This is a genomic window from Caballeronia sp. SL1002 (genome assembly GCF_057814995.1).
In genome coordinates, this window is sequence record NZ_JBYMUW010000003.1 from 695,783 (window position 1) to 720,456 (window position 24,674).

Annotated in this window: 23 protein-coding genes and 1 pseudogene; 20 read left to right on the plus strand and 4 right to left on the minus strand. The window is 62.6% G+C overall.

The window, feature by feature from the left end; genetic code table 11:
- Nucleotides 1-46 precede the first annotated feature (46 nt).
- Nucleotides 47-1,018 carry an AraC family transcriptional regulator gene (locus AC3D25_RS20565; protein ID WP_488890282.1) on the plus strand — a complete coding sequence of 324 codons (972 nt, stop codon included), beginning with the start codon at nucleotides 47-49 and terminating at the stop codon, nucleotides 1,016-1,018.
- A gap of 28 nt (nucleotides 1,019-1,046) precedes the next feature.
- Here AC3D25_RS20565 and AC3D25_RS20570 read toward each other — a convergent pair.
- Nucleotides 1,047-2,499, minus strand: a pseudogene (locus AC3D25_RS20570) (DHA2 family efflux MFS transporter permease subunit).
- Between AC3D25_RS20570 and AC3D25_RS20575 the strand changes: the two are divergent.
- The 6 genes from AC3D25_RS20575 to AC3D25_RS20600 all read left to right on the plus strand — a co-directional run bounded on the left by AC3D25_RS20575 (nucleotide 2,417) and on the right by AC3D25_RS20600 (nucleotide 6,995).
- On the plus strand, nucleotides 2,417-2,587 hold the full coding sequence (locus tag AC3D25_RS20575; protein ID WP_488890510.1) for a hypothetical protein: 171 nt from the start codon (nucleotides 2,417-2,419) through the stop codon (nucleotides 2,585-2,587). The pseudogene AC3D25_RS20570 and the gene AC3D25_RS20575 overlap by 83 nt on opposite strands.
- An 82-nt stretch (nucleotides 2,588-2,669) precedes the next feature.
- Nucleotides 2,670-3,122 (plus strand): MarR family winged helix-turn-helix transcriptional regulator, encoded by a 453-nt coding sequence (locus AC3D25_RS20580; RefSeq protein WP_488890283.1) that lies wholly within the window; start codon nucleotides 2,670-2,672, stop codon nucleotides 3,120-3,122.
- Between the two features lie 319 nt (nucleotides 3,123-3,441).
- Entirely contained in the window at nucleotides 3,442-4,539 is a 1,098-nt protein-coding gene (locus AC3D25_RS20585; RefSeq protein WP_488890284.1) for a fatty acid desaturase family protein, read from the plus strand.
- Nucleotide 4,540: 1 nt separating this feature from the next.
- The gene (locus AC3D25_RS20590) at nucleotides 4,541-4,885 is read left to right on the plus strand and encodes a non-heme iron oxygenase ferredoxin subunit (RefSeq protein ID WP_488890285.1); all 345 of its coding nucleotides are present in this window, start codon (nucleotides 4,541-4,543) and stop codon (nucleotides 4,883-4,885) included.
- Nucleotides 4,885-6,129 carry an NAD(P)/FAD-dependent oxidoreductase gene (locus tag AC3D25_RS20595; RefSeq protein ID WP_488890286.1) on the plus strand — a complete coding sequence of 415 codons (1,245 nt, stop codon included), beginning with the start codon at nucleotides 4,885-4,887 and terminating at the stop codon, nucleotides 6,127-6,129. The genes AC3D25_RS20590 and AC3D25_RS20595 overlap by 1 nt, the downstream gene beginning before the upstream one ends.
- On the plus strand, nucleotides 6,126-6,995 hold the full coding sequence (locus AC3D25_RS20600; protein WP_488890287.1) for a sugar phosphate isomerase/epimerase family protein: 870 nt from the start codon (nucleotides 6,126-6,128) through the stop codon (nucleotides 6,993-6,995). The genes AC3D25_RS20595 and AC3D25_RS20600 overlap by 4 nt, the downstream gene beginning before the upstream one ends.
- Here AC3D25_RS20600 and AC3D25_RS20605 read toward each other — a convergent pair.
- Nucleotides 6,955-7,962 carry a LacI family DNA-binding transcriptional regulator gene (locus tag AC3D25_RS20605; RefSeq protein ID WP_488890288.1) on the minus strand — a complete coding sequence of 336 codons (1,008 nt, stop codon included), beginning with the start codon at nucleotides 7,960-7,962 and terminating at the stop codon, nucleotides 6,955-6,957. The two genes, AC3D25_RS20600 and AC3D25_RS20605, sit on opposite strands and share 41 nt — an antisense overlap.
- Before the next feature lie 223 nt (nucleotides 7,963-8,185).
- On the opposite strand from AC3D25_RS20605, the gene AC3D25_RS20610 reads away from it, so the two are divergent.
- The 4 genes from AC3D25_RS20610 to AC3D25_RS20625 are packed head-to-tail and all read left to right on the plus strand — an operon-like array spanning nucleotide 8,186 to nucleotide 11,817.
- The gene (locus AC3D25_RS20610) at nucleotides 8,186-9,190 is read left to right on the plus strand and encodes a sugar ABC transporter substrate-binding protein (protein WP_488890289.1); all 1,005 of its coding nucleotides are present in this window, start codon (nucleotides 8,186-8,188) and stop codon (nucleotides 9,188-9,190) included.
- A 10-nt stretch (nucleotides 9,191-9,200) separates the two neighbouring features.
- Entirely contained in the window at nucleotides 9,201-10,181 is a 981-nt protein-coding gene (locus AC3D25_RS20615) for an ABC transporter permease (RefSeq protein ID WP_488890290.1), read from the plus strand.
- Nucleotides 10,178-10,978, plus strand: coding sequence for an ATP-binding cassette domain-containing protein (locus tag AC3D25_RS20620; RefSeq protein ID WP_488890291.1), 801 nt, complete (start codon nucleotides 10,178-10,180; stop codon nucleotides 10,976-10,978). Before AC3D25_RS20615 ends, AC3D25_RS20620 begins: the two co-directional genes overlap by 4 nt.
- A gap of 29 nt (nucleotides 10,979-11,007) precedes the next feature.
- Nucleotides 11,008-11,817 carry an SDR family oxidoreductase gene (locus AC3D25_RS20625; protein ID WP_488890493.1) on the plus strand — a complete coding sequence of 270 codons (810 nt, stop codon included), beginning with the start codon at nucleotides 11,008-11,010 and terminating at the stop codon, nucleotides 11,815-11,817.
- A 120-nt stretch (nucleotides 11,818-11,937) separates the two neighbouring features.
- Here AC3D25_RS20625 and AC3D25_RS20630 read toward each other — a convergent pair whose 3' ends face one another.
- Nucleotides 11,938-12,600 carry a dihydrofolate reductase family protein gene (locus AC3D25_RS20630; protein WP_488890292.1) on the minus strand — a complete coding sequence of 221 codons (663 nt, stop codon included), beginning with the start codon at nucleotides 12,598-12,600 and terminating at the stop codon, nucleotides 11,938-11,940.
- Nucleotides 12,601-13,173: 573 nt separating this feature from the next.
- On the opposite strand from AC3D25_RS20630, the gene AC3D25_RS20635 reads away from it, so the two are divergent.
- From AC3D25_RS20635 to AC3D25_RS20645, 3 genes are all read left to right on the plus strand, one after another.
- On the plus strand, nucleotides 13,174-13,383 hold the full coding sequence (locus AC3D25_RS20635) for a CbtB domain-containing protein (RefSeq protein WP_488890293.1): 210 nt from the start codon (nucleotides 13,174-13,176) through the stop codon (nucleotides 13,381-13,383).
- A 12-nt stretch (nucleotides 13,384-13,395) separates the two neighbouring features.
- On the plus strand, nucleotides 13,396-14,127 hold the full coding sequence (locus AC3D25_RS20640; RefSeq protein WP_488890294.1) for a CbtA family protein: 732 nt from the start codon (nucleotides 13,396-13,398) through the stop codon (nucleotides 14,125-14,127).
- 296 nt (nucleotides 14,128-14,423) lie between these two features.
- Entirely contained in the window at nucleotides 14,424-16,832 is a 2,409-nt protein-coding gene (locus tag AC3D25_RS20645) for a glucose/quinate/shikimate family membrane-bound PQQ-dependent dehydrogenase (protein WP_488890295.1), read from the plus strand.
- A gap of 103 nt (nucleotides 16,833-16,935) precedes the next feature.
- Here the strand turns inward: AC3D25_RS20645 and AC3D25_RS20650 are convergent, their stop codons facing one another.
- Entirely contained in the window at nucleotides 16,936-17,874 is a 939-nt protein-coding gene (locus AC3D25_RS20650; RefSeq protein ID WP_488890296.1) for a helix-turn-helix domain-containing protein, read from the minus strand.
- A gap of 95 nt (nucleotides 17,875-17,969) precedes the next feature.
- Between AC3D25_RS20650 and AC3D25_RS20655 the strand changes: the two genes are divergently transcribed.
- From AC3D25_RS20655 to AC3D25_RS20680, 6 genes are all read left to right on the plus strand, one after another.
- On the plus strand, nucleotides 17,970-19,214 hold the full coding sequence (locus AC3D25_RS20655; protein WP_488890297.1) for a DUF1479 domain-containing protein: 1,245 nt from the start codon (nucleotides 17,970-17,972) through the stop codon (nucleotides 19,212-19,214).
- Between the two features lie 269 nt (nucleotides 19,215-19,483).
- Complete coding sequence (locus tag AC3D25_RS20660) at nucleotides 19,484-19,900, plus strand: NUDIX hydrolase (RefSeq protein ID WP_488890298.1); 417 nt, start codon at nucleotides 19,484-19,486, stop codon at nucleotides 19,898-19,900.
- Between the two features lie 112 nt (nucleotides 19,901-20,012).
- The gene (locus AC3D25_RS20665) at nucleotides 20,013-21,746 is read left to right on the plus strand and encodes a pyrrolo-quinoline quinone (RefSeq protein ID WP_488890494.1); all 1,734 of its coding nucleotides are present in this window, start codon (nucleotides 20,013-20,015) and stop codon (nucleotides 21,744-21,746) included.
- A 75-nt stretch (nucleotides 21,747-21,821) separates the two neighbouring features.
- Entirely contained in the window at nucleotides 21,822-22,154 is a 333-nt protein-coding gene (locus AC3D25_RS20670) for a hypothetical protein (protein WP_488890299.1), read from the plus strand.
- Nucleotides 22,155-22,320: 166 nt separating this feature from the next.
- Complete coding sequence (locus AC3D25_RS20675) at nucleotides 22,321-22,605, plus strand: hypothetical protein (protein ID WP_488890300.1); 285 nt, start codon at nucleotides 22,321-22,323, stop codon at nucleotides 22,603-22,605.
- 258 nt (nucleotides 22,606-22,863) lie between these two features.
- The gene (locus tag AC3D25_RS20680; RefSeq protein WP_488890301.1) at nucleotides 22,864-24,543 is read left to right on the plus strand and encodes an ABC-F family ATP-binding cassette domain-containing protein; all 1,680 of its coding nucleotides are present in this window, start codon (nucleotides 22,864-22,866) and stop codon (nucleotides 24,541-24,543) included.
- The last annotated feature ends 131 nt before the right edge of the window (nucleotides 24,544-24,674 follow it).

Here is a 24,674-nt window from a genome sequence, read left to right on the forward strand (position 1 = left end):
CGCTACGGAAATTAGACCGGATTCTTGCTTTGTATTGCCTATTTCTATGAAACGAGCACACCTCAAGGAACGCGCTTCGTCGGCTGGCGTGTGCGACCAGCGCCGGATGGTTGCGCTGCTGGCTGCGCTCGCGCCGCAGGAAGGCTACAACCTGACTGCGCTGCGGGATGTGCGCGTTTTGCGTTCGGACCGCGCGTTGTCTCGCACGCCGGTGCTCTACGATCCGGGCATCGTCATCGTCTGCCAGGGCAGCAAGCGCGGATTTCTGGGTGACCGTGTCTATGTGTACGATGAGCAGCACTATCTCGCGGTGGCGGTGCCGGTTCCGTTCACGATGGAGACCGACGCGACACCCGAGCGACCGTTGCTAGCCCTTTACCTGCATCTGAACTTTCAGGTGGCGGCCGAGTTGATGATTCAGATCGATCAGCACGGCGCGACGTCGCCTAACGATGCGCCCGAGACCATGATGTCGAGTCCGATGGACGCGTCGATGAGCGCGTCCGTGTTGCGATTTCTGGAAGCACTGAGCCGGCCTCTCGACGCGGCGATTCTAGGGCCCGGCCTCATGCGTGAGGTGTATTTTCGCGTTCTTAGCGGCGCACAAGGCAACGCAATGCGCGCGGCGTTAGCCATGCAAGGGCAGTTCGGCAAGATCGGCCGGGCGCTGGAGCGTATTCATGCGACGTATGCGGAGCCGCTCGACCTTCCGGGTCTGGCGCATCAGGCCGGGATGAGCGTGCCGACGTTCCATAGCCACTTCAAAGCCATCACGAGTACATCGCCGATGCAGTACGTGAAATCCACTCGATTGCATCAGGCTCGCTTGCTCATGGTGCGCCAAAGCATGACTGCCGAGGCGGCATGTCACGCCGTCGGCTATGCCAGCGCCTCGCAATTCAATCGAGAGTTCAAGCGGCTTTTTGGCAGGACGCCTGCCGCTGAAACGAAGCGCCTTCGCGAAAATTTTGCGCTGCCTCCCGCGTTTCCGGATTCACGGTTCGTCTCGTCGCATTGAAGTGCGGCTAAAGGAAGGGCGCGCCGGTTCATTCCATCGCGGCGTGCGCGAGCGTCTCGTCGGGCACTTTCTTCGCCGGGCGAATCAGCAAGACTAGCGGCACGACGAGCAGCGTTGCGATGAACATCAGCTTGAAGTCGTTCAAGTACGCGATCATCGCGGCTTGCTGGTTGATCGAGCGGTCGAGCAGCGCGACGTCGTAATTCGAGCCGCTTGCGAGCATCGGCTGAATTGCGGGGTTGAAGACGTTGATATTGGCGGCGAGGTCCGAGTGTGCAACCTGCGTTCCGCGCGTGATCAGCGTCTGCACGATCGAAATACCGATACTGCTGCCGATATTTCGCATCAAGCTGTAGGTTGCGGTGCCGTCGGCGCGCAACTCGGGCGTGAGCGTCGAGAACGAGAGCGCCGACAGCGGCACGAATACGAGCCCGAGGCCGAAACCCTGGACCACGCCGGGCCACACGATGTCCGATGCCGAAAGCACGATCGTGTACTGCATCATCTGCCACAGCGCGAACGCCGAGATCAGGAAGCCCGCGAGCAGCAACAGCCGCGCGTCGAAGCGCTTGAGCAAGCGGCCGGCGAACAACATGGCGATCATCGTGCCCGCGCCGCTCGGCGCCGTGACGAGGCGTGGTCGCGACGGGATAGTTCATCAGGTTCTGCAACATCGGCGGCAAGAGCGCGCGCGTGGCGTACATGACCGCGCCGATGATAAAAATGAAGCACACGCCGGTCGCGAAGTTGCGGTCCTTCAGCAACTCGTAGCGAAAGAACGACTTCGCGCCGGCTGTCGCGGTGTGCGCGAGAAAAAACGCGAAGCTGATCGCGGCAAGCAGCGCCTCGATGCGAATTTCGAGCGAGCCGAACCAGTCGAGTTGTTCGCCGCGATCGAGCATCGCCTGGAACGCGCCGATCGCGAGGCTCAACGTGGCGAAGCCGAACGCGTCGAACTTCACGCCGTGTTTCGGCTCCTTCGCGGGCAAAAACGTCAACACGCCGAACAGCGCGAAGGCGCCGATCGGCACGTTGATGAAGAAGACCCAGCGCCAGTTGTAGCTGTCGGTGAGCCAGCCGCCGAGCGTCGGTCCGAGGATCGGCCCGACCATCACGCCCATGCCCCACACGGCCATCGCCTGCCCTTGCTTTTCGCGCGGATTGATATCGAGCAGGATGGACTGCGAGAGCGGCACGAGCGACGCCCCGAAGATGCCTTGTAAAAGCCGCGAAGCGACAATTTGCGTGAGTGTCTCCGATAGCCCGCAAAGCGCCGACGCCACCGTGAACCCCGCAATCGAAAGAGCGAGCAGGCGCTTCACGCTCAGGCGGTCGGAAAGCCAGCCGGTGAGCGGCGTCGCGATCGCGGCGGCGACGATGTAGGAGGTCAGCACCCACGTGATCTCGTCCTGCGAAGCCGAGAGCGTTCCCTGCATGTGCGGCAATGCAACGTTGGCGATGGTGCTGTCGAGCGTCTGGATCAGCGTCGCGAGCATGATCGAGATGGTGAGCATGGGCCGGTTCAGCGGCGCCGCGCTCGTGGCCGTAACGGCTTCGGAAGACATGTGAAAGAGAATGGCCGGTTAGATAGTAAGCATGCTTATTATTGTACATAGCGGCGCGTCGAGTGTGAATTTTCTATAATCACGCGATGCAAACACCACTCGATAAACGCTTCGGCTTCCTCGTGTCCGACGTCGGCCGCTTATGCGGCAAACGGTTCGACGATCTCGCGAAGTCGTCGCTGGATCTCACGCGCGCGCAGTGCCGTGCGCTCGCTTACCTGTCGCACTACGGCGAGGTGAATCAGGCGCGGCTCGCCGACTTGCTGGAAGTCGCGCCGATCTCGGCCGGGCGGCTGCTCGATCGAATGGAAGACGGCGGGTGGATCGAGCGGCTTCAGAACGAAGACGACCGGCGCGCGCGGCAGGTGCGCATGACCGCGAAGGCGCACAAGGCGCTGGACAAGGCGCGACTGGTCGGCGATGAGGTCGCTGCGGAGGCGCTCGCCGGACTCAGTGCGGAGGAAAGCGAGCAGTTCATCGCGCTCCTGGCACGCGTGCGCGCGAACCTCGGACGGATCGTCGATCCGTCGAATGAGTAGCAAAACCCGGCAAGCCGAGAGCATTGGCCGCCGTTAGGACCGATGCTGGATTGCCTTCAACTCTACTTTTCTACGGGTTTCCACTACACCGCTGGCACCTTGTCCGCGTGATGTGAGCGCGCTCTGATTCGCGCCGTCTGGAACAAAATCTGCATTTCTCCGCTGCCCGGAATTCAATTTCTATTTGCGAGCCAATGATGGCGGGCGTCTCCGACCTGACTGATGGGAATCCATCATTTTCAGGGATGAGTCTGCCTGCGCGGTCCTCTATCTTTGAGCCACAGGTAGAACTTAAACAAGCCATCAGCAGGAGACATCCATGTCATCGACTTCCCGCGTCGAAGGCGGCGCGACATCGTCCCACGCGAGCGCGCAGTCCGCCGAACGGCCCTTCGACGAGCGCATGACCGAGCAGTGGTATCAACCCGTCATCCCGCGCGCGGTGCTCAAGGAATTGATGAAGCGCAGCGACGCCGAAGGCTGGAAAAACTTCGGTCCGTGGCTCGCGCTGCTGGTCGTCTCCGGCATGGTCGCGGCGTTTTCGTGGGGGACGTGGTGGGCGATTCCGGCGTTTCTTGTGTACGGAACGATCTATTCGTCGAGCGACGCGCGCTGGCATGAACTTGCGCACGGCACGCCGTTCAAGACGCGCTGGATGAACGATGCCTTCTATCACCTTTCGTCGTTCATGACGATTCGCGAGGGTTACTGGTGGCGCTGGAGTCACGCGCGCCATCACACGCATACGTATTTTCAGGAACGCGATCCCGAGATTCAGGTCGCGCGGCCGACGAAGGTCTGGCCCATCGTCATCGACTTCTTCGGGCTGATGGGATGCACGCTCGAAATCGGCAAGGTCGTGCGGCATGCCTTCGGTCGCGTGGATGCCGCCACCGACACGTTCCTGCCCGCCTCCGAAAAACCCAAGATGATCTGGTCGTGCCGCATCTACTTGATCGTGGTGACGGCGACCATCGTCGCCGCGATCCTGATGCGCAGCGTTCTGCCGCTGATGTTCGTCTGGACACCGCGTTTTTACGGCGGCTGGCTGCATCAGTTGCTCGGGCTCACGCAACATGCGGGACTCGCCGTCAACGTGAAGGACCATCGTCTCAATACCCGGACCATCATGATGAATCCGGCGTTCCGGTTCCTGTACCTGAACATGAACTATCACCTCGAACATCACCTGCTGCCGATGGTGCCGTTCCACGCGTTGCCGCGTCTGCATGAGGCGATTCGCGACCAGCTTCCTCCCGCGTATCCGAGTCTCTATGCGGCCTATCGCGAAATGCTGCCCGCGCTATGGAAGCAGCGATCCGACCCGGCGCACCTGATCGAGCGGACCGTGCCTTTGGATCGGCGGCAAGCGGCGTTCGGCACGTCGGGTCCCACGACAATTTCAAGCGGAGAGTGACGTGAGCGTGCAAACGGAAAACGTTAAGTGGGTGAGCGCATGCGGCGTCGACGATATCGACGAAGAAGACGTGCTGCGTTTCGATCATGCCGGGGCGACCTTCGCGATCTACCGTATCGAAAGCGGCTACTTCGCCTCCGATGGCTGGTGTACGCATGAACGGGCCCATCTGGCGGACGGGTTCGTGATCGGCGGCGAGATCGAATGTCCGCTGCATCAGGGCCGATTCGAGATCGCAACCGGGAAGCCGAAGAGTCCGCCGGTGTGCGTGCATCTGAAAACGTATCCGGTCAAAGTGGAAGGCGACCGCGTGCTTCTCGCGCTGCCCGAGCAGGGAGACGCGTGATGTCTCGCCCGGGAATGGTCATCGTCGGCGCGGGGCAATGCGGTGCGCGCACGGCGCACGCGCTGCGCGACAACGGTTGGGAAGGTGCGATTACGCTCATCGGCAACGAAGGCGTTGCACCGTATGATCGGCCGCCGCTTTCGAAGGCCGTGCTGCTCGGCGAGAAAAGCACGCAGCAATGCGCACTTTACGACGAGGCGTTTTATCGGGATCAACGCATCGATCTGCGCGTGGATGCGGGCGTCGAGCGGATCGATCGCGGGGCTCGGGAGATCGTGCTCGAAAGCGGTCACAAAGTTGCGTATCAACGCCTGTTGATTGCGACGGGTGCATCGGCGCGACGCTTGAACGTGCCGGGCGCGACGTTCGAAGGCGTCCACACGTTGCGCACCGCAGCGGATTCGGAGCGCATCGCGGGCGAATTGGCGGCGGGCCGCCGGATCGTCATCATCGGTGCGGGTTTTATCGGCCTGGAAATCGCGGCGACGGCGCGAGCGCGCGGCTGCGAAGTCGTCGTGATCGAGACGGCGGCGCGGGCGCTGATGCGCGCGGTGCCGGAGATCGTCGCGGGCTTTCTGATCGAGCGGCATCGGCAAATGGGCGTGGAAGTTCGCTTCGCCGTGCAAGTCGATCGCATCGTGGGGACGACGCGCGTCACAGGCGTCAAGCTTTCCGATGGCTCCACGGTCGCGTGCGATTGTGTCGTTGCGGGAATCGGCGTGAAGCCGAGGACGGAACTGGCGGAAGCCGCGGGCATCGACGTGGCCGACGGAATCGCGGTGGACGACACGCTGCGCACCAACGATCCGCATATCTTCGCGGCAGGCGACGTGTGCTCCTTCCCGCACCGCCTTTTCCGCCGCCGGATGCGGCTCGAATGCTGGAAAAACGCCGAGGATCACGCGCGGATCGTCGCGCGCAACATGCTCGAACGCGGCGAAACGTATTCCGAAGTGCCGTGGTTCTGGTCCGATCAGTACGACATGACCATTCAGATTGCCGGCATGCCCGCATTCGGCGTGACGTCCGTCGTGCGGGAGACGAGCGCGGCGTCGCGAATTTTCTTTGCGCTCGATCGCGATGGCGTTCTGGTCGGCGCGAGCGGGGTGGGCGCAATGGGCGAGATTGCACGCGATGTGCGCGTCGCGCAGGCGCTTATCGCCCGTCGCGCGATGATCGAGCCTGCCTTGCTCGCGGACCGCAGCGTCAAGCTCAAGTCCATGCTCGCGGCGGAGGCGACATGACCCAGCGTCTCGACATTTATCAGTCGCTCTGGGCGATGGAGCGGCGTCATACCGACGGCGTCGAGCGTTCGCTCGAAGAGAATATCGGCCTGATCGCGGACGCGGGCTTCAGCGGGGTAAGCGCCTCGTATGCCTCGAAAAGCGATGTGCGTGAGTTGACGAACCTGTTGAAGTCGCGAGGCTTGCAGGCGGAAGGCCAGTGCTTTCCGCGCACGGTCGGTGAACTGCAGCCGATCCTTGAAAACGCGGTGGAATTCGGTGTGCATCACATCGACCTGCAACCCGACGTGCGGCCACGGACGATCAGCGAATGCCTTGAGTTGATCGACGGCTGGACGCGTTTGTCGGAACAGGTCGATTTCCCGGTGTACATCGAAACGCATCGCGACCGGATGACGACGGACCTGCATTTCACGCTCGATCTGCTCGATGCACGCCCCGACCTGAAATTGCTCGGCGATATCTCGCACTATCTGGTGGGCCGGGAATTCGCCATGCCGGTGTCGCAGGAGAACCACGCCGCCATGCATAGAATCCTCGATCAATCGTGGGCGTTTCATGGCCGTATCGCCAGTCGCGAACAGGTGCAGATCGAGATTTCGTTCGAGCCGCATCGCGTCTGGGTCGAGCTCTTTCTCGAATGGTGGCGTTATGGATTCGCGTCGTGGCGTCGTCGCGCGGGTCCGGACGACACGCTTGTATTCACGTGCGAGCTTGGGCCGAAGCCTTACGCGATCATCGGTCGCGACGGCAACGATACGACCGACCGCTGGGCTGAATCGCTGCTGATGCGCGACTGGATTCGCGGACTGTGGGAGCGCGAACTCAATCGCTCAACGGAAGATTTTCACGCAGCAGCACAGTGACGGGAATCTGTGGGCTCAGTGCAACGCCGGCGTCGCGATGGTAATGCCGCAACACGATTTCAACGGAACGCATCGCTTCGCCGAGCGGATTTTGATCGAGCACGGCGTCGAGCGTGCCTTCGATGAGCAAGCGCCGCGAGCTTTCGTTGAGTTCATGCCCGATCAGCACTGTCGATCGGACACGGTCGAGCGCTCGTAACGCGGCGGCAATGCCTTCGTCGCCGACGGAGATGTTGTAGATCCCGCGCAGGTCGGGACAGCGCCGAAACGCATCGCGCGTCAGCGTTTCGGTGGCCGCGGATTGCTCGCGGCTTTCGACGGTCTCGACAATGTCGCAAGCGGGGAAGCGTCGCCGCAATACGGAACGAAATCCGCTTTCGCGTTCTTCATGTCCGAGGAAATCATGCATGCCCGTGAGCACGAGTACCTTGCCTCCCGCGTCGCCGAGAAAGCGGCCCATCAGTTCGCCCGCGACCCGGCCGGCGCAGCGATTGTCGATGCCGACGTAAGCGAGGCGTCCGGTGCCGGGCAAATCGCTCGCAAGCGTCACGACGGGCATCGCGGCGCTGACGCGTCGCAGCGCCGCCGTGATGTCTGGATGCTCGTAAGTCACGATGATCAGCGCATCTGCATTGCGGGTCGCGCGCTGGATAGTTCCCACGACGCTCGCCGGATCGAGACTTTCGAAGTAGGTGACAGCGCAAATCGCGCGTTGCGCCTCGAAGGTCTTTTGCGCGAGTTCGAAACCCTGCTTCAGATGCACGTAATACGGCGCGACCGGCCGTTGCAGCAGCACGGCAATGCGCAGCCACCGAACCGATACGGTCCCGAGCGCGCGGTCGATATTCAGCTTGCGCGCCCACTCCAGCACCCGCATTTCCTTCGCACGGGACACGCTGCCCCGGCCGTTCAAAACGCGGTCCACGGTCGCCTCGCTGACATCCGCCGCCCGGGCGATGTCGGCCATGGTCGTCTTGCGTCGCGTGTTTTCCGGCATGAGTGTCCGAGTGTCAAGAAGAGGTAAACCCAGCGCGATCATCGCATCAACGATACGCAAATATCAACACACGTCACGCGTATTCGCAGCAAACACTTCCCGGCAACGAACCGGGAACGCAGCACCCCGCATGACGACAACGCATCCGCACCGCGGTTGCTGCCATCGTTCGGGTCATAACAGGAGACAGGAAATGAACTCGACATGCCCGCAATTTCCCAGGCGCATCGCTATGGCCGTGTGCCTTGCAGGGTCGCTGATGACGGCGAACGCCGCTTACAGTGCAGGACCGGCGAACATCGTGATGCTCACGCATGGTGCCGCCACCAATGCCTTCTGGCAAGCCGTGAAGAAAGGCTTCGACGATGCCTGCGCGCGGACTCAGTCGCATTGCCAGATGATCTTTACCCAGACGGATGGCTCGATCGAACAGCAGACCGCGAACTTTCAGGCCGCGGTCGCGCGCAAGCCCGACGCAATCCTGACGACCATCGTCGATGACAAGGCGCTGACGCCGCTCATCAACGACGCGCGCGCGAAGAACATCATGGTGATCGCCTATAACGTCGATCAAAGCGGCGGCGCCGCTGGTTCGGCAAAACGTCAAGCGTTTATCGGGCAGAACTTCGTGCCTGCGGGACGCAGCCTTGCGCGCCAGTTGTCGAGTCAGTTTCCGAAGACCGGTCCGATCCGCATTTTGATCGGGGTCAGCGCGCCGGGACAGAACTGGGCCGAGCAGCGCGCCAAAGGCGTGATGGAAGGTCTCGATGCCTGGAAGCGGGCCAATCCGGACCGGACGGTCGTGATCGACCGGATCGACTCGGGGACGGATCTGTCGGTCACGGGAGATCGCGTAGGCGCTTACCTGACCGCTCATCCCGATACCACCGCCTACTTCGACATGGGCTTTTTCCATGCCGCCGTTGCACGGACGCTCATGGATCGCAACGTGCCGCCGGGCAAGGTGCTTCTCGCGGGCTTCGACATCGTGCCGCAGGTGCTTCAGATGATGAAGGCCGGCTACATCCAGGCTGAAGTCGATCAGCAACCGTACGCGCAGGGCTTCATGCCGGTGATGCAGGTGTACCTCGCGAAGTCGTTCGGCCTCGCGCCCGCCGACATCAACACCGGCGACTCGCTCGTCATGCCGGCGCAGGCCGAAACGGTGCTCGCGCTGTCGCAACAAGGCTTGCGCTAGGGAGCACGCGATGAAAAAGCTACTCAAGGTCTATTTGCAAAAGCCGGAACTGGCGGGCATCGTTCTGCTGGTTCTCCTTATCTGCCTGTTCCAGTTCCGCTCGCAGATGGTGTTCCTCGGCGCGGAAAATGTGCGCGGCATTCTCGGTGTTCTTCCGGAGGTCGGGCTTGTCGCGATCGGCGTGACGTTGCTCATGATTTGCGGCGAGTTCGATCTGTCGGTCGGGTCCGTATTCGCGCTCACGCCCATGTCGATCACGCTGATGATGAATGCGGGCATGCCGTTCTGGCCCGCGTTCGCGATCGGGCTCGTCGTGGCTGCGTTGATCGGACTGGCGAACGGTCTGATCACGCTGGTGTTCAACATACCGAGCTTCATTACGACGCTCGGCATGTTGTTCATCGTGCGCTCGCTGACCGTCGTGTTATCCGGCGGGTTTCCGCCCAACTTGCCGATCGAGCAAATACCCTCGCAGTTGTTCGTGAGCTTCATCGGTCCCGATGCGCTGTTCCGCACGTCGTTTCTCTGGTTCATCGGCATCGGGGCGATGGCGGCGGTTTTACTGTCGTCCACGAATCTCGGCAACTGGATGAAAGCAACGGGCGGCTTTCTCGAAGCGTCGGTGTCGAGCGGCGTTCCCGCGCGGCGCGTGAAATTGTTTTCCTTCGTGCTGTGCGCCGTGCTTGCCGGGTTCGCCGGGATGATCCAGGTCTTGCGGCTCGGCGCGGCGTTGCCGTCGATCGGCGAAGGGCTGGAGTTGCAAGCGGTAGCCGCTGCGGTGATAGGCGGGACAGCGTTGACGGGCGGGATCGGCAACGTGCTCGGCGCGGTGGTGGGCGCACTGCTGATCCGGGTGATCGACAACGGACTGGTGCTCACGCAAGTCGATGCGAACTGGTTCAAGTTCGCCGTCGGCAGCCTGACGATTTTCGCGGTCGTCGCCAATGCCTGGATGCGTCGCACGGCCCAACATCTGAAGGTGCAACTATGAACACGCTTCCCACGCAACACGCGGATCTGCTCGGCTATGCGCACGAAGGGACGGATGCGCTTGCGACCTCCGGTGCGCTGATGGCCGTGCGCAACCTGCACAAATGGTACTCCGGCGTTCACGCGTTGAAGGGCGTCAATCTGGAGTTTCGGCGCGGCGAAGTGGTGGGTCTGCTCGGCGATAACGGCGCCGGAAAATCGACGCTGATCAAAATACTCTCCGGCGTTCACAAGCCCGATCAAGGCGAGATTCTCTTTCAGGGGCAGCCGGTGCGCATCGGTACGCCGAAGGCAGCGATGCAACTCGGCATTGAAACCATCCATCAGCACAACTCGCTCGTACCGAATCTGTCCATCGCGCGAAATCTTTTTATCGGACGCGAGCCGCTGCTGTTCTCGATGTTCGGAATCGGGCCGATGAACCACGCGCGCATGCGAACGGAAGCCGTCAAGGCGCTGGGGGATGTCGACTTGCATCTGCGCTCGGCCGAAGCGCTGCTCGGTGAGCTATCGGGCGGGCAGCGTCAAGGCGTGGCGATCGCGCGCGCCATGCATTTCAAATCCAAGCTGCTGATCCTCGATGAACCGACCAACCATTTGTCGGTGAAGGAAACGGACAAGGTGATCGGCTTCGTTCGCGGACTTTCCGCGCAAGGCATCACGGGCGTATTCATCAGCCACAACCTTCAGCACGTCTTTCACTCCTGCGACCGCATCGTCGCGATGGCACGCGGCGAAGTCGTGCTGGACCGCGCGGTGGATGAAACGTCCATCGAGGAAGTGACTGAGTTGCTCTGATTGTGTTCTAGCCAATAACAGGAGGCAGGATAGGACAGTTCGACAACAAAGTAGCCGTGGTAACGGGCGGCACGCAGGGCCTCGGTGCGGCAGTCGCCCGGCTGCTCGCGGAACGTGGCGCACGCGGCATCGCGATATGCGGACGGTCGCTCGAAAAGGGGACTGCCATGGCCCGCCGACTTTCTGAAGCACACGGCGCCGACGTGCGATTCGTGCAGGCGGACTTATCGCGCGTCGAGGACTGTCGCGCCGTAATTGCGGACGCCGATGACGCGTTCGGCCGCATCGATGTACTCGTCAACGCAGCGGCAATGACCGACCGGGGCACCATTCTCGATACCGATCCTTCGTTGTTCGACCGCATATTCGCCACCAATGTGCGCGCGCCTTTCTTCCTGATGCAGGAGACCATCCGCGTGATGCTGCGCGAGCGCACGCAGGGCGCGATCGTTAACATCGGCTCGATGTCGGCCATGGCGGGGCAACCGTTTATTGCGGCGTATTGTGCGTCGAAAGGCGCGCTTGCCACGCTGACGAAAAACACCGCTTACGCGGTGCTGCGCAACCGGATTCGCGTGAACGGCCTCAATCTCGGCTGGATGGCGTCGGACGGCGAGGACCGCATTCAACGCGAATATCACGGGGCATCGGCCAACTGGCTCGAGCAGGCCGCGGCGGCGCAGCCGGCTGGGAGACTCATCGGTCCCGAGGAAGCCGCTCGTGCGGTCGCTTTTCTCGCGAGCGACGAGTCGGGGATGATGACCGGATCGATGGTCAATTTCGACCAGTCGGTATGGGGCGCTTTCGACGACGCACCCCATCCGCCTGCTGCAATGTAGCGAACGCAAGGCCTTGCGTAGGATACTCAGGGCTGGAGTTGGACCTCACCGCTTTGCGATCGGACTGCGCTCGCTCGCTCGCGTCCGCGCCCCGCTCAGCGCGGGGCGCGGGACGCCTTGTCAAACGTCGCCGCGCCCCTGGCGACGAAGTACGACGTGCGTGGCTTTCTCCGTCGCCACGAACTGAACGCATTCGTATCCGAGAGCGCGCGCGTCGATCCCTTCGAACAGCCGCTCGCCCGCGCCCAAGAGGACTGGCGAGATAGCGACATGCAGTTCGTCGATCAGGCCCGCGCGGAGATATTGCCGGATCGTATCGGCGCCGCCGCCGATACGCACTTCCATGCCGTTGGCCGCGTCGCGCGCACGCTCGAGCGCTTCATGAATACCGCCCGTGACGAAATGGAATGTCGTCCCGCCTTCCATCTCGATGGACGGCCGCCCGTGATGGGTCAGGATAAACGCGGGAACATGATAGGGCGGGTTGTCGCCCCACCAGCCCTTCCAGTTCATGTCGGGCCAGGGGCCGCGAACCGGGCCGAACATGTTTCTTCCGATAATCCACGCGCCGACGTTCTCGAAGCCTTGCGCGGCGAAGTCGTCGTCGATTCCCGTCGTGCCGCCGTCGGCGCCAAATAAAGTACGCTGAAACGTGCGCGTCGCGACTAACCACGGATGCAAATCCGTCCCGCCCACACCGAGCGGATTCTTCATATCCTGATTCGGACCCGCTGCGTATCCGTCGAGCGAGATGGTGAAACAGTGAGCGCGAACGCGTGTCATTGCATGCCCTCCTTTTGATCGACGCCTGATGATTGGTAAGCATACTCGACAAGGACCGCGACAAGACTGGCAGACAAAACCAGTCGCTATTTGCACGGCCGATTACAGCGTCGCGCGGGTTCCGATACAGTGGGCACGGGACGCGGAACGTACAAGCGACGGTCACAATCTGGACGAATGTGCCTTTATCCGGAACGGTCGTCAACAAGAAGGATTTCGCAGGTCGAGTGAGTTATCGATCGGCGCTTCGCCGCATTCCGGCTGATTCCCGCAAAGCGGAATCAGCAATGTACAAGATGGAACTTCTGAGTCTATGAAGGCTTAGGCACCGCGAGGGTTTCCGTACCGCACAGGCGGCTCTAAGGATTCTGACCTTCATCGACCGAACGGGACGAGTCCGTGAACTGAAAGGCGTAATATGCGGGCAACGATGTGCGGAAGCCGGTGGAAGCCCGGCGCGGTCGCGCCACTGTAACCCGCTCTGCGAAAGAGCAGGAAGTCAGACCCGCATGTCGTATTCATTCCCTTCCTCAAATCAGATTTTCGGGGCGCGCAACCCCTGGAGAATATGTCATGACTGATGCTGTTTTTGATCCGGTCGCCGCACCCGTGGCAATCCCGGTCCGCGATCTTTTGCCGTGGGTTATTTTTGGCGGCTTGCTCATGCTGCTGATGATCTATTTCGTGGGCGCGGAACAAGGGGCGACCTCGCTGATTTCCGGCATGTACGTACACGAGTTCTTACACGACGGCCGCCATCTGCTCGGCTTTCCTTGCCACTGACGGGAGCGCGACATGATCGGAAAATTGTTGGTTCGCGGCATGCTCACGGGCATCGTCGCGGGATTGCTCACGTTCAGCTTCGCCAAAATCGCGGGCGAACCGCAAGTGGATCAGGCGATCTCGTTCGAGGAAAAAGTCGATGCCGCCAAAGGCGAAGCGCCGGAACCCGAGCTCGTCAGCCGTCACACTCAGGCGGGCTTCGGCCTTTTCACGGGCGTGATAGTTTATGGCGCAGCAGTGGGCGGGATTTTTTCGCTGATCTTCGCCTATGCGTATGGGCGCGTCGGCAAGCTCAATCCGCGTGCGCTGTCGGGACTTCTGGCGCTCGCGGCGTTCGTTTCCGTGGTGCTCGTCCCTTACCTTAAATACCCGGCGAATCCACCGTCCGTCGGCGACCCCGACACGATCGGCATGCGCACCGGTCTGTTCTTTCTGATGGTCGCCATCTCGATTGCAGCCACGGTGTTTTCCGTGAAGCTGCGACGCTCTCTCGAGCGGCAGATGGGTAGCTGGAATGCTTCGATTTTCGGCGGTGCGGTTTTCATCGTCATCATTGCAGCCGTGCAATTTGCATTGCCCGCCATCAATGAAGTCCCGGCCGCTTTCCCGGCAGTGTTGCTATGGAAATTCCGTGTCGCGGCGCTTGGCATGCAGGCGATCATGTGGACGACGATCGGCCTGCTTTTCGGCGCTCTCGTTGAAAAGGGTTTGCGCGCGGGAACGCTACAGTACGTCGCGCGCTAGGCGAGTCGCTCGCCGCCTGCCTTCCGGGCTCTGAAGATGTGGACCGCTGTTGTCGAGCGGTCCACATCTTTTTTCCGATTTCATCTACGCCCTCCAACGCGACGCTCGCTCCGCGTATCCCCCGTATGCTCCCGCGTATGTACCCGCGTATGTACCGATTGCCAGGCAATCGTAAGCCGGTGCATGCGTCTGCATTTTGCCTCTGTTCTGATATCCTTTTTACCGTGCGCCGGCGCGTGACCTCAGCGTCGATACCAGCGGCAGGCGACATCCACTCAAGAGGCTTGGGGATCACTATGACCAGTCAGTCGAATTCGCGGGGCGTCATCGGCGTCATCACATTGCTCTTTACGGTGCTGACCGCACTCTACCTGCTGATCGGTGGCGCATGGCTGCTCTCGGTGGGCGGATCGGCGTACTACGTCATCACCGGCATCGCGATGCTCGTCGTGGCCTGGCTGCTATGGCGGCGCCGTCCCGCGGCGCTCGTGCTTTACGCGCTGGTGCTTCTGGGCACGGCGATCTGGGCGCTCTGGGAGTCGGGTCCCGACTTCTGGGCGCTCGCGCCGCGCTCCGGAGTGCTTGTCATTTTCGGCGTCTGGCTGCTGCTGCTCGTGAGCTGGCGGCTGGTCGGCGAGCGCCGGCTGGGCGTGGTATCGCTGGTGGTCGCGCTCGTGGCGTGGGCGGGCGTGCTCGTGTACGCGAGCTTCAACGATCCGCAGCAGGTCAACGGCACACTGAGCGCTTCGGCGGCGGCGAGCGGTGCGGAACATGCGGGCGCCGCCGACTGGCCCGCCTACGGCCGCACTCAGGAAGGCACGCGCTATTCGCCGTTGCAGCAGATCACGCCGAGCAATGCAAAAGATCTTCAGGTTGCCTGGACTTTCCGCACGGGTGACATGAAAGGACCCAACGATCCGGTCGAGATCACGAACGAGGTCACGCCCATCAAGATCGGCGATCTGCTTTACCTGTGCTCGCCGCACCAGAAGCTCTTCGCGCTCGATGCGAAAACGGGCGCGCTCAAATGGAAGTTCGATCCCGAACTGAAGGCCGATCCGTCGTTCCAGCACGTCACTTGCCGTGGCGTGTCGTATGTCGATTTGTCGGCCAGCGCAACAGCCGCTTCGGCGTCGCTGGCCTCACCGCCGGCAAGCGACGCCGCCGCTGTCGCCACAGCCGCCTGTACGCGCCGCATCTACCTGCCGGTGAACGACGGCCATCTCTACGCGCTCGACGCGCTGACGGGCCAGCGTTGCGAAGGCTTCGGCAACAAGGGCGATCTCGACTTGCAGCACGCCCAGCCGGTCACGACGCCAGGCATGTACGAGCCCACGTCGCCGTCGATCGTGACGAGCAAGGTGATCGTCGTGGCGGGTTCGGTCGAGGATAACTTCTCGACCCGCGAGCCGTCGGGCGTCATCCGCGGTTTCGATGTGCGCACGGGGGAGTTGCTCTGGGCGTTCGACCCGGGCGCGAAGGATCCGAATCACATTCCCGGTCCGGGCGAGCATTACTCGTGGACGTCGCCTAACTCGTGGGCGCCCGCCGCCTACGACCCGAAGCTCGACATGGTCTATTTGCCGATGGGCGTGACGACGCCGGATATCTGGGGCGGCCATCGCACCCCGGAGCAGGAGCGCTACGCGAGCGGTTTGCTCGCGCTGCACGCCTCGACCGGCAAGCTCGCCTGGTTCTACCAGAGCGTGCATCATGATCTGTGGGACATGGATCAGCCGTCGCAGCCAACCGTCGCCGACATTACCGACAAGGATGGCAAGACCGTGCCGGTGGTTTATGCGCCGGCCAAGACGGGCAACCTCTTCGTGCTCGACCGGCGCACCGGCGTGCCGGTCGTGCCGGCGCCCGAAACGCCCGTGCCGCAAGGCGCGGCCCCGGGCGATCACGTCATGCCGACCCAGCCGTTCTCGCAACTCACGTATCGTCCGTCGAAGGACCTCACCGACGCCGACATGTGGGGCGCAACGATGTTCGACCAGCTCGTCTGCCGCGTGATGTTCCACAAGTTGCGTTACGAAGGCACGTTCACGCCGCCGTCGCTGCAGGGCACGCTCGTGTTCCCGGGCAACCTGGGTATGTTCGAGTGGGGCGGCATCGCCGTCGATACCGATCGTCAGATTGCAGTGGCGAACCCGATCGCGCTGCCGTTCGTCTCGCGTCTGATTCCGCGCGGCCCGGGCAATCCGATGGAGCCGGTCGCCGGAGCGAAGGGCAGCGGCACCGAAGTCGGCATTCAACCGCAATACGGCGTGCCGTTCGGCGTCACGATCAACCCGTTCCTCTCGCCGCTCGGCTTGCCGTGCAAACAGCCGGCTTGGGGCTACATCTCCGCGATCGATCTCAAGACCAATGAGATCGTATGGAAGAAGCGCATCGGCACCGTGCGCGACAGCTCGCCGGTTCCGCTGCCGTTCAAGATGGGCATGCCGATGCTGGGCGGCCCGATCGTCACTGCGGGCGGCGTCGCGTTCATCGGCGCGACGGCGGACAACTACATCCGGGGCTTCGACGTGAACGACGGCAAGCAGGTCTGGGAGGCACGTCTTCCGGCCGGCGGCCAGGCCACGCCGATGAGCTACTCCATCGACGGCCGTCAATACGTCGTCATCGCGGCGGGCGGGCATGGCTCGTTCGGTACGAAGCTCGGCGACTATGTCATTGCTTACGCGTTGCCGCAGCGATAGGCGGCGCCGGCCGCTTCGCGTGACAGGCGAGCGGTTTCCTCTGTGGCGAAGCAAGGTTGTTCAGCCGGTCCGAAGGACGAAGTGCGCGGCCGCGCCGCGCACTTCATCGCGCGCGACGTTGCAAGGAAGGTGACCGTTGAGTGATCGGCGGACCGGCGTCTGTTTCAGCGATATCGCCGGCCGCAAGTTGCCTGCGATAAGCCGCGGGCGTCAACGCCTTCAACGCCTTGAACTGGCGGTTGAAGTTCGATACGTTCGGAAATCCGGAACGCGCCGCAACGACGGAGACCGGCGCGGACGTATGCGCGAGCATCCGGCAAGCATGTCCGATCCGGATCCGCGTGATGTATCGCCCGACGGTCTCGCCCATGTGATGCTCGAAATACCGCGCGAGCGACCGTTCGGTGACGTTTGCCGCCTCGCAGAGTTCGGAGAGCCGCAACGGCTCGGCGAAGCGTTGATCGATCGTCGCGAGCACGCGGTTGATGCGCTCCGGTTCGTGGCCGGACGGTCCCTCTTTCCGGTCGCTGAACGCCGCAGGCGAGGCGAGCGGCTCGCCGGGCGCTTCCGCCAGCATGCACAAGATGTTCAGCGCGGCGGCAAGACGTTCTCGCGGTGCGCTGGAGAGAAGCGTGTCGAGCCGGGCGTGCATCGCAGCGGCCGCCTCGGGACCGAATGCCAGTCCGCAGGCGGCGCGGCGCAACAGGTGACGCAAGGGCGCATATTCCGGGCAGACATCCGATAACCGCCGCGCCCAGTCGCCCGCGAACCAGATCACGATGGCAACCTGAGGCGATGCCGCGTCGAGCGAGCGGTTCGACGCCCACGTATGCGGAAGATTCGGCGGCACGAGGACGAGGTCTTGGTCGACGTAATCGGCGATCGAATCGCCAATATAGCGTTTGCCGTAACTGTTCAGCGTCAGTGTCAGTTCGTATTCGGGATGGCGATGCCATTCGAACGGGATGCGCGGCAGACGCCGGTGGTATACCCGGACTGAACAGTGGTCGCCGAATTCGACGCGTTCGAATGCTGGTTTCATGACTGGAATTGCAAATAATCTGTCTGGATCGTATCACTTTTAGGGGCGCGCCCGTCCTATCCTGCGGACATAGCAGAACCCACAAGGAGACGACCATGGCACTCAACGTTGACGATTTGCCGGCAGCCATCCGGCAAGCCAAACAGGAGCTTCGCAAGCGGCTTCCGAACTATCGGGAAGTCTTCGCCGAAGTGGACGAGGCAATCCGCGCCGAGGCGAGCAAGATAGCCGAACTGCGTGATCGCGGCGATAACGTGATTCCTGAAATCGCGTTCTCCGACATCGCCGAGCGCCGCGTTACTGCCGAGCAGATCGAACTCGTCAAGTCGCGCGGGGCGTGCGTGATCCGCAATGTGTTCGACCGCTCGCTGGTGGATCAATGGGATCGCGACATCGCGAATTACGTCGAGCGCAACGACCTGGACACGCGACTGAAAACGCGCGCGGAGGACCAGTATTTCGGCCAGCTTGCGTCGAGCAAGCCGCAGATCTACGGCGTGTATTGGTCGAAGCCGCAGGTGCTCGCGCGTCAGGCGCCCTCGCTGACGGCGGCGCGCGTGTTTTTGAATCGTTTGTGGCGCAGCGAAAGCGAGGGCCGCGTTCACTTCGACCCGGACCGCGTACCCGTTTATGCGGACCGGATGCGGCGGCGGCCGCCGGGTTCCGCGTCATTGGGCCTGTCCGCGCATTGCGATGGCGGTTCGGTCGAACGTTGGATCGAGGAGAACTTCCGGAAGGTGTACCGGCATGTGTTCAGCGGCAACTGGCGTCGATACGATCCGTTCGACGCGGCGTTCCGGCCCGACGTCGAGGAGATCGCGTCGCCCGCCGTGTGTTCGATGTTCCGCACGTTTCAGGGCTGGACCGCGCTGACACCGCAAGGTCCCGGCGACGGCACGCTGCAACTCGTGCCCATCGCGAATTCAATGGTTTATATCCTGCTGCGCGCGCTTCAGGACGATGTCGCCGACGACGATCTGTGCGGCGCGATGCCCGGCCGCGCCCTTTCCATCAAGCCGGAATTTCACGCGCCGCTTTTCGACGCGCTGTCGTCGATTCCGCACATGCAGGCGGGCGACACCGTGTTCTGGCACAGCGACGTGATTCACGCGGTGGAGGACGCGCATCGCGGCACAGGCTACAGCAACGTGATGTATATCGCCTCCGCGCCCGCATGTGCGAAGAACGATGAATATCTCAAGCGCCAGTTGCCCAGCTTCCTCGAAGGCCAGAGTCCGCCGGATTTCCCGGCGGATCATTTCGAAGTCGACTTCATCGGGCGAGCGAACGCCGAAGATCTGACGCCGCTGGGTAAAGCCCAACTCGGATTCGGCCTGTGAGCATTTATTAGCAAGCGGTATCGCGCCTTGCGCCGGTTTCGGTACCGATGAAAATAGCGATCGAGGCGGCAGCGATTGTCCGAATATGGCCCGCCAGCCGAGCGGGCCTTTTTATGTCCGAAGGTCAAAAAGCCTGTTGATCCTTCTCGACCGATCCGTCCGCCTCCAGCGCGCCATTTTGATAACGCTAAACTACGCGAATTGCCAATCGCCCGAGTGAGCGCGCCCCGGCCTGAATGGACCTCGCACGAGCTAGCGGACAAGGAAAAATGAAAGACCGGGCTACTGTTTTGTGCGTGCGTGACGACCGCATTTTGCTGGTCGCCAGAGCCAGGTCGAGATGGGCGTTGCCGGGCGGACGAATCCGCCGTAACGAAGCGCCCCACGAGGCCGCGTTGCGTGAGCTCGCGGAAGAAACCACGCTCGTCGCCGATGAGCTGACTTACCTCTTCCAGTTCAACGGATTCAGTACGCAGCATCAGGTTTTCTTCGCGGAGGTGGGACTCCATCAGGTCGCCTTGCCCAGCAATGAAATCGCGCGATGCAGATGGTTCGCGCCCCGCAAGATAGCGACGCTTTCTGCGAGCGTCCCGACACGCGGCATCGTGGAGCTATTTTTCCGGCACATCGGCGTGACGGGACCGGATGAGCTCTCAAGCGACGCAAACGCGTTAAAAGCGCATTGACGAACTGAAGCCCGCAGGCGTGCGGATTGCTTCCGAGTGTTCGTCGGGCCGCTGGATTCGAACGACGTCGAACGACCTCCCGGCAATTCAGCAGGAGGCGTCCATGAATCGCATGGAGCGTGTGAATAACAAGGCTCTCGCGCAAGCCAGCAGAATCTCGATCGGATTCCTCGCCCTTTTCTTCGTCAGTTGCGGAGGAGGGAGTTCCGATACCCACACAGCCAGCGTCGGCCCGACCTCAAGCCCGAGTTCGATCCCCGCATCGAGCCCGAATTCAAGCACGACTTCGGCTCCGCAAACCGGCGCGAGCAACGTCCCCGCCACGACCGGCACGCCGACTCCGGTAAGCGACGTGCTGACCTATCACAACGATCTCGCGCGCACGGGGCAGTATCTGGCCGAAACCGTGCTGACGCCGGCAAACGTGAGAAAGGCCACCTTCGGGAAGGTCGCGCTTCTTGCGACCGACGGCAAGGTCGATGCCGAGCCGCTCTACGCAAGCGGCGTGATGATCGGCGGCGTGGGACATAACGTGGTCTATGTGGTCTCCGAGCACGCGACAGCCTATGCGTTCGACGCAGACAGCAACGCGGAACTGTGGCATCGCTCGCTGCTGGGCGCGGGCGAAACCACGTATGTCGATCGCAATTGCGGACAGATCGCGCCTGAAATCGGCGTTACCTCGACGCCGGTGATCGACCGCACGCGCGGCGCGGCCGGCGTGCTGTATGCGGTCGCGACGAGCAAGGACGCGAACGGCGCGGTGCATCAGCGGCTGCATGCCGTCGATCTCACGACGGGCAGCGAGGCATTGAGCGGTCCCGTGGACATCGCCGCGCAATATCCGGGGACGGGTGCGAACAGCACGAACGGCGTGACCGTCTTCGATCCCGCTCAATACGCGGAACGCCAGGCGCTTACGCTAGTGGGCGGCAGCGTGTATCTAGGCTGGACGTCGCATTGCGATCTGGGCGCTTACGGCGGTTGGGTGATGGCGTACAACGCCGGCACGCTCGCGCAGCAAAGTGTCCTGAACGTGACGCCGAACGGCATCCGAGGGTCGGTCTGGATGAGCGGCGCGGGGATGGCGTCCGACGGCACGTTCCTTTATCTGCTCGATGCAAACGGCACTTTCGACGCCACGCTCGACGCGAACGGCCGCCCCGCGAATGCCGACTACGGCAACGCGTTTCTGAAACTTTCGGGATCGCCAGCGTTGGCGGTGGCGGACTATTTCGCCACCTTCGATACAGTCGCGCAATCCGCGAAGGACGCCGACCTGGGTTCTGGCGGCGCGCTGCTGTTGCCCGACGTGACGGACGCGAACAACGCCGTTCGTCATCTGGCGGTCGGCGCGGGCAAGGACTCGAAAATCTATATAGTCGATCGCGATTCGATGGGCGGATTCTCGCCGAGCGCGAACCGTATCTGGCAGGAGATCGACGGACAGCTTGCAGGCGGCATCTTCAGCATGCCCGCGTATTACAACAACGTAGTGTTTTTCGGCGCGGTCGGCGACACGCTGAAGGCGTTTCCGATCAACGCGGCGAAACTGGCGACGAGCGCGTCGTCGCATAGCCCGAGCGCCTTCGCCTATCCCGGCACGACGCCGAGCATTTCGGCGAACGGCGGGTCGAATGGCATCGTCTGGGCCGCCGAGAACGGCACGGCCGGCGCCTTGCACGCGTTCGATGCCAGCGACTTGACGCAGGAAATCTACAACAGCAATCAGTCGGGGACGCGCGACACGTTCGGCGCGGGTAACAAGTTCGTCACGCCGATGATCGCGCATGGGCACGTCTATGTCGGCGCGACGAACGGCGTGGTCGTGTTCGGGCTGTTGTAAGAGGCGCGGCACGACGTTTGCGAGGATGAAAGCGTCGGTCCATCGCGACCGCAATCATCCAGATGGGAGAAAGCCATGAAGACTTTGACCAAGAAATTCCTGATCGCCACCCTCGTTGCAGGACTTTCGGGCGGCGCATTTGCGCAGGCGGGCGGTGCGGGAGGTGCGGGCGGCGGTGCCGGAGGCGGCGGATCGGCGGGCGCCGGTGCAGCTGGCGGCAACGGCAGCGGCGGATCGGGTGTCGGTATGAGCACGCCCAAGAAGTCCGCTAACGACAATAGCGGCATGGGCATGGACACGAACGGCAAGACCGCCACGGGCGGCGGTATGGGCACGGGCACCGGGTCCACCCCCGCCAAGCCGAACGCGCAGTCGCACGGAACCGGCTCCACCAAGGGCGGCAACTAGGTCGGCGCCGTAAAAAGTTCATGCTGATGAAAAAAGGCCGCGCTCAAGTGAGCGCGGCCTTTCTCGTCGGGCTGTCGTTGAAAAACTCTCTTCGTGTACGCGAATCGCGAACCGATCCGCGCCGGCACGGACGCAGAAATGAGCAAATATCGATTGAGGAGTTGTCGTGAGAGAGTTAAGCATGCGCCTTGGCGCAGCAGTTTTTTTGACCGGCGTCTGCGTCTGCGCGCTGGCCCAGACGCCCGCGACGACATCGTCTAAAAGCAGCGAGACCGGCAAATCGGCGGGCGTGAGTGGCGGCGCGGGCGCGGCGGGACAGGGCGGCACGGATCCGGCGACGTTGACGCGGACCGAAGAACAGCGGGTTGCAAAGGAGAAATCGCAGCACGGCGCGACGAACGCAAAACCAGCGAAAAATGGCGATAACCGTTACGGCGCGGGCAGCAATTGAAGCATCGTCGGCGGGCGGGGATAGAGTCCGCGCGTGCAGACGATGCGGTGAGGAGCGGTCGAGGCATAACGCGCCGGTCGCCGCTTTGATTCCGTGGACCGGTGACGAATGGCGATCGCCCGGCGCGCCAATACCCGCCTCGCTTTGCGGCGGGTTAGCGTTGCAAAGTGCGCGCAGCGCTTTGCCCGTGCGGCTGGAAAAGAGGCGGTCTGTGCTTCTGGTCGGCTATCATGCGTGTCCTCTCCGAAGTAGCTTCTTATGATTTCCATCCGTAATGTCACGCTGCGCCGCGGCGTGAACGTCGTTCTCGACCAGGCATCCGTCACTTTCACTCCCGGCGAAAAAATTGGCCTTGTCGGCCGTAATGGTGCCGGGAAGTCGTCCTTTTTCGGCCTTCTCAACGGCACGCTGCACGAAGACAGCGGCGAGTTTTCCATTCCCGCTGCATGGAAAATGGGCCAGGTTGCGCAAGAGATGCCGGAGACCGAGCAGAGCGCGACAGACTTCGTGATCGAGGGCGACACCGGATTGCTGGCCGCGCAGGCCGAAGTCACGGCCGCCGAGGCCACCGACGACGGCATGCGGATGGCGCACGCCTACATGGCCCTGCACGACGCCGGTGCGCACGATGCCCCCGCACGCGCGCAAGCGCTGATTCTGGGCTTGGGCTTCAGCGCCGCGCAGCTCAGCCAGCCGGTCAACAGTTTCTCCGGCGGCTGGCGTATGCGTCTGCAATTGGCGCGCGCGCTCATGTGTCCGTCCGACTTGCTGCTGCTCGACGAGCCGACCAATCACTTGGACCTCGACGCGCTGGTCTGGCTCGAAGCGTGGCTCACGCGCTATCAAGGAACCCTGGTCATGATCAGCCACGATCGCGAATTTCTCGACGCGGTGACGCAGGTGACGGTCCACGTCGATAACGCCAAGCTCGTGCGTTACGGCGGCAACTACAGCAAGTTCGAAGACATGCGCGCCGAGCAACTCGTGCTGCAGCAGGCCGCGATGGCCAAGCAGGTGGACAAGATCGCCCACCTGCAGAAATTCATCGACCGTTTCAAGGCCACGGCCTCGAAAGCGAAGCAGGCGCAGAGCCGGGTCAAGGCGCTCGAACGCATGGAGAAGATCGCGCCGGTGCTCGCCGACGCCGAGTTCACCTTCGAGTTCAAGGAGCCGCTCAACGTCCCGAACCCGCTGTTGTCGATGCTGGATGCGAGCTTCGGCTACGCAGCGCCGGACGACGCAGCGCCCGGCACGCCGCCGACGGTCATCGTGCGGGGCATCAGCCGGTCCGTGCTGGCCGGGCAGCGCATCGGCATTCTCGGCGCGAACGGGCAAGGCAAGTCGACGCTGGTGAAGACGGTGGCGCACGAACTGGCGCCGATCGCCGGCGAAATCAGCGAAGGCAAGGGCCTGAACATCGGCTACTTCGCACAGCAGGAACTCGACGTGCTGCGTCCTCTCGACACGCCGATGGAACACATGATCCGCCTCGCCAAAGACACGCCGCCGAACATGCGTGCGCCCGGCCAGAGCGGCACCGAGCAATCGCTTCGCACCTTTCTCGGCACCTTCAACTTCAGCGGCGACATGGTCCATCAGGCGGTCGGCACGATGAGCGGCGGCGAAAAGGCGCGGCTCGTGTTGTGCATGATCGTGTGGCAGCGTCCCAACCTGCTGGTGCTCGACGAGCCTACCAACCACCTCGACCTCGCCACACGCGAGGCGTTGGGCATGGCGCTCAACGAATTCGAAGGCACGGTAATGCTGGTCAGTCACGACCGGTCCCTGCTGCGCGCGGTATGCGACGAGTTCTGGCTCGTCACCAAGGGCGGCGTCGAGCCTTTCGACGGCGATCTTGACGATTACCAGCAGTTCCTGCGCGAGGAAGCCCGCCGCATGCGCGAGCAGGCCGCCAGCGAGCAGAAGGTCGGCGCCTGAGTTAGTCCCGGCGGTACGGGTCTGGAGAATGCCTTGGTGCTCGCATCGGGTCGAAGGGCATCTTCAGATTGCGAACGATAGTTGAACGCGCCGGTCGAGCAGGTGACGAGCGATCCGTGCGCGACGAGCCC

Bases quoted from the DNA above. Each gene is read 5' to 3' on its own strand.
- AC3D25_RS20645 (WP_488890295.1), top strand. From the start codon at position 14,424: ATGACCAGTCAGTCGAATTCGCGGGGCGTCATCGGCGTCATCACATTG.
- AC3D25_RS20600 (WP_488890287.1), top strand. From the start codon at position 6,126: ATGACCCAGCGTCTCGACATTTATCAGTCGCTCTGGGCGATGGAGCGG.
- AC3D25_RS20620 (WP_488890291.1), top strand. From the start codon at position 10,178: ATGAACACGCTTCCCACGCAACACGCGGATCTGCTCGGCTATGCGCAC.
- AC3D25_RS20660 (WP_488890298.1), top strand. From the start codon at position 19,484: ATGAAAGACCGGGCTACTGTTTTGTGCGTGCGTGACGACCGCATTTTG.
- AC3D25_RS20580 (WP_488890283.1), top strand. From the start codon at position 2,670: ATGCAAACACCACTCGATAAACGCTTCGGCTTCCTCGTGTCCGACGTC.
- AC3D25_RS20670 (WP_488890299.1), top strand. From the start codon at position 21,822: ATGAAGACTTTGACCAAGAAATTCCTGATCGCCACCCTCGTTGCAGGA.
- AC3D25_RS20680 (WP_488890301.1), top strand. From the start codon at position 22,864: ATGATTTCCATCCGTAATGTCACGCTGCGCCGCGGCGTGAACGTCGTT.
- AC3D25_RS20610 (WP_488890289.1), top strand. From the start codon at position 8,186: ATGAACTCGACATGCCCGCAATTTCCCAGGCGCATCGCTATGGCCGTG.
- AC3D25_RS20655 (WP_488890297.1), top strand. From the start codon at position 17,970: ATGGCACTCAACGTTGACGATTTGCCGGCAGCCATCCGGCAAGCCAAA.
- AC3D25_RS20650 (WP_488890296.1), bottom strand. From the start codon at position 17,874: ATGAAACCAGCATTCGAACGCGTCGAATTCGGCGACCACTGTTCAGTC.
- AC3D25_RS20565 (WP_488890282.1), top strand. From the start codon at position 47: ATGAAACGAGCACACCTCAAGGAACGCGCTTCGTCGGCTGGCGTGTGC.
- AC3D25_RS20595 (WP_488890286.1), top strand. From the start codon at position 4,885: ATGTCTCGCCCGGGAATGGTCATCGTCGGCGCGGGGCAATGCGGTGCG.
- AC3D25_RS20665 (WP_488890494.1), top strand. From the start codon at position 20,013: ATGGAGCGTGTGAATAACAAGGCTCTCGCGCAAGCCAGCAGAATCTCG.
- AC3D25_RS20630 (WP_488890292.1), bottom strand. From the start codon at position 12,600: ATGACACGCGTTCGCGCTCACTGTTTCACCATCTCGCTCGACGGATAC.
- AC3D25_RS20585 (WP_488890284.1), top strand. From the start codon at position 3,442: ATGTCATCGACTTCCCGCGTCGAAGGCGGCGCGACATCGTCCCACGCG.
- AC3D25_RS20615 (WP_488890290.1), top strand. From the start codon at position 9,201: ATGAAAAAGCTACTCAAGGTCTATTTGCAAAAGCCGGAACTGGCGGGC.
- AC3D25_RS20635 (WP_488890293.1), top strand. From the start codon at position 13,174: ATGACTGATGCTGTTTTTGATCCGGTCGCCGCACCCGTGGCAATCCCG.
- AC3D25_RS20640 (WP_488890294.1), top strand. From the start codon at position 13,396: ATGATCGGAAAATTGTTGGTTCGCGGCATGCTCACGGGCATCGTCGCG.
- AC3D25_RS20605 (WP_488890288.1), bottom strand. From the start codon at position 7,962: ATGGCCGACATCGCCCGGGCGGCGGATGTCAGCGAGGCGACCGTGGAC.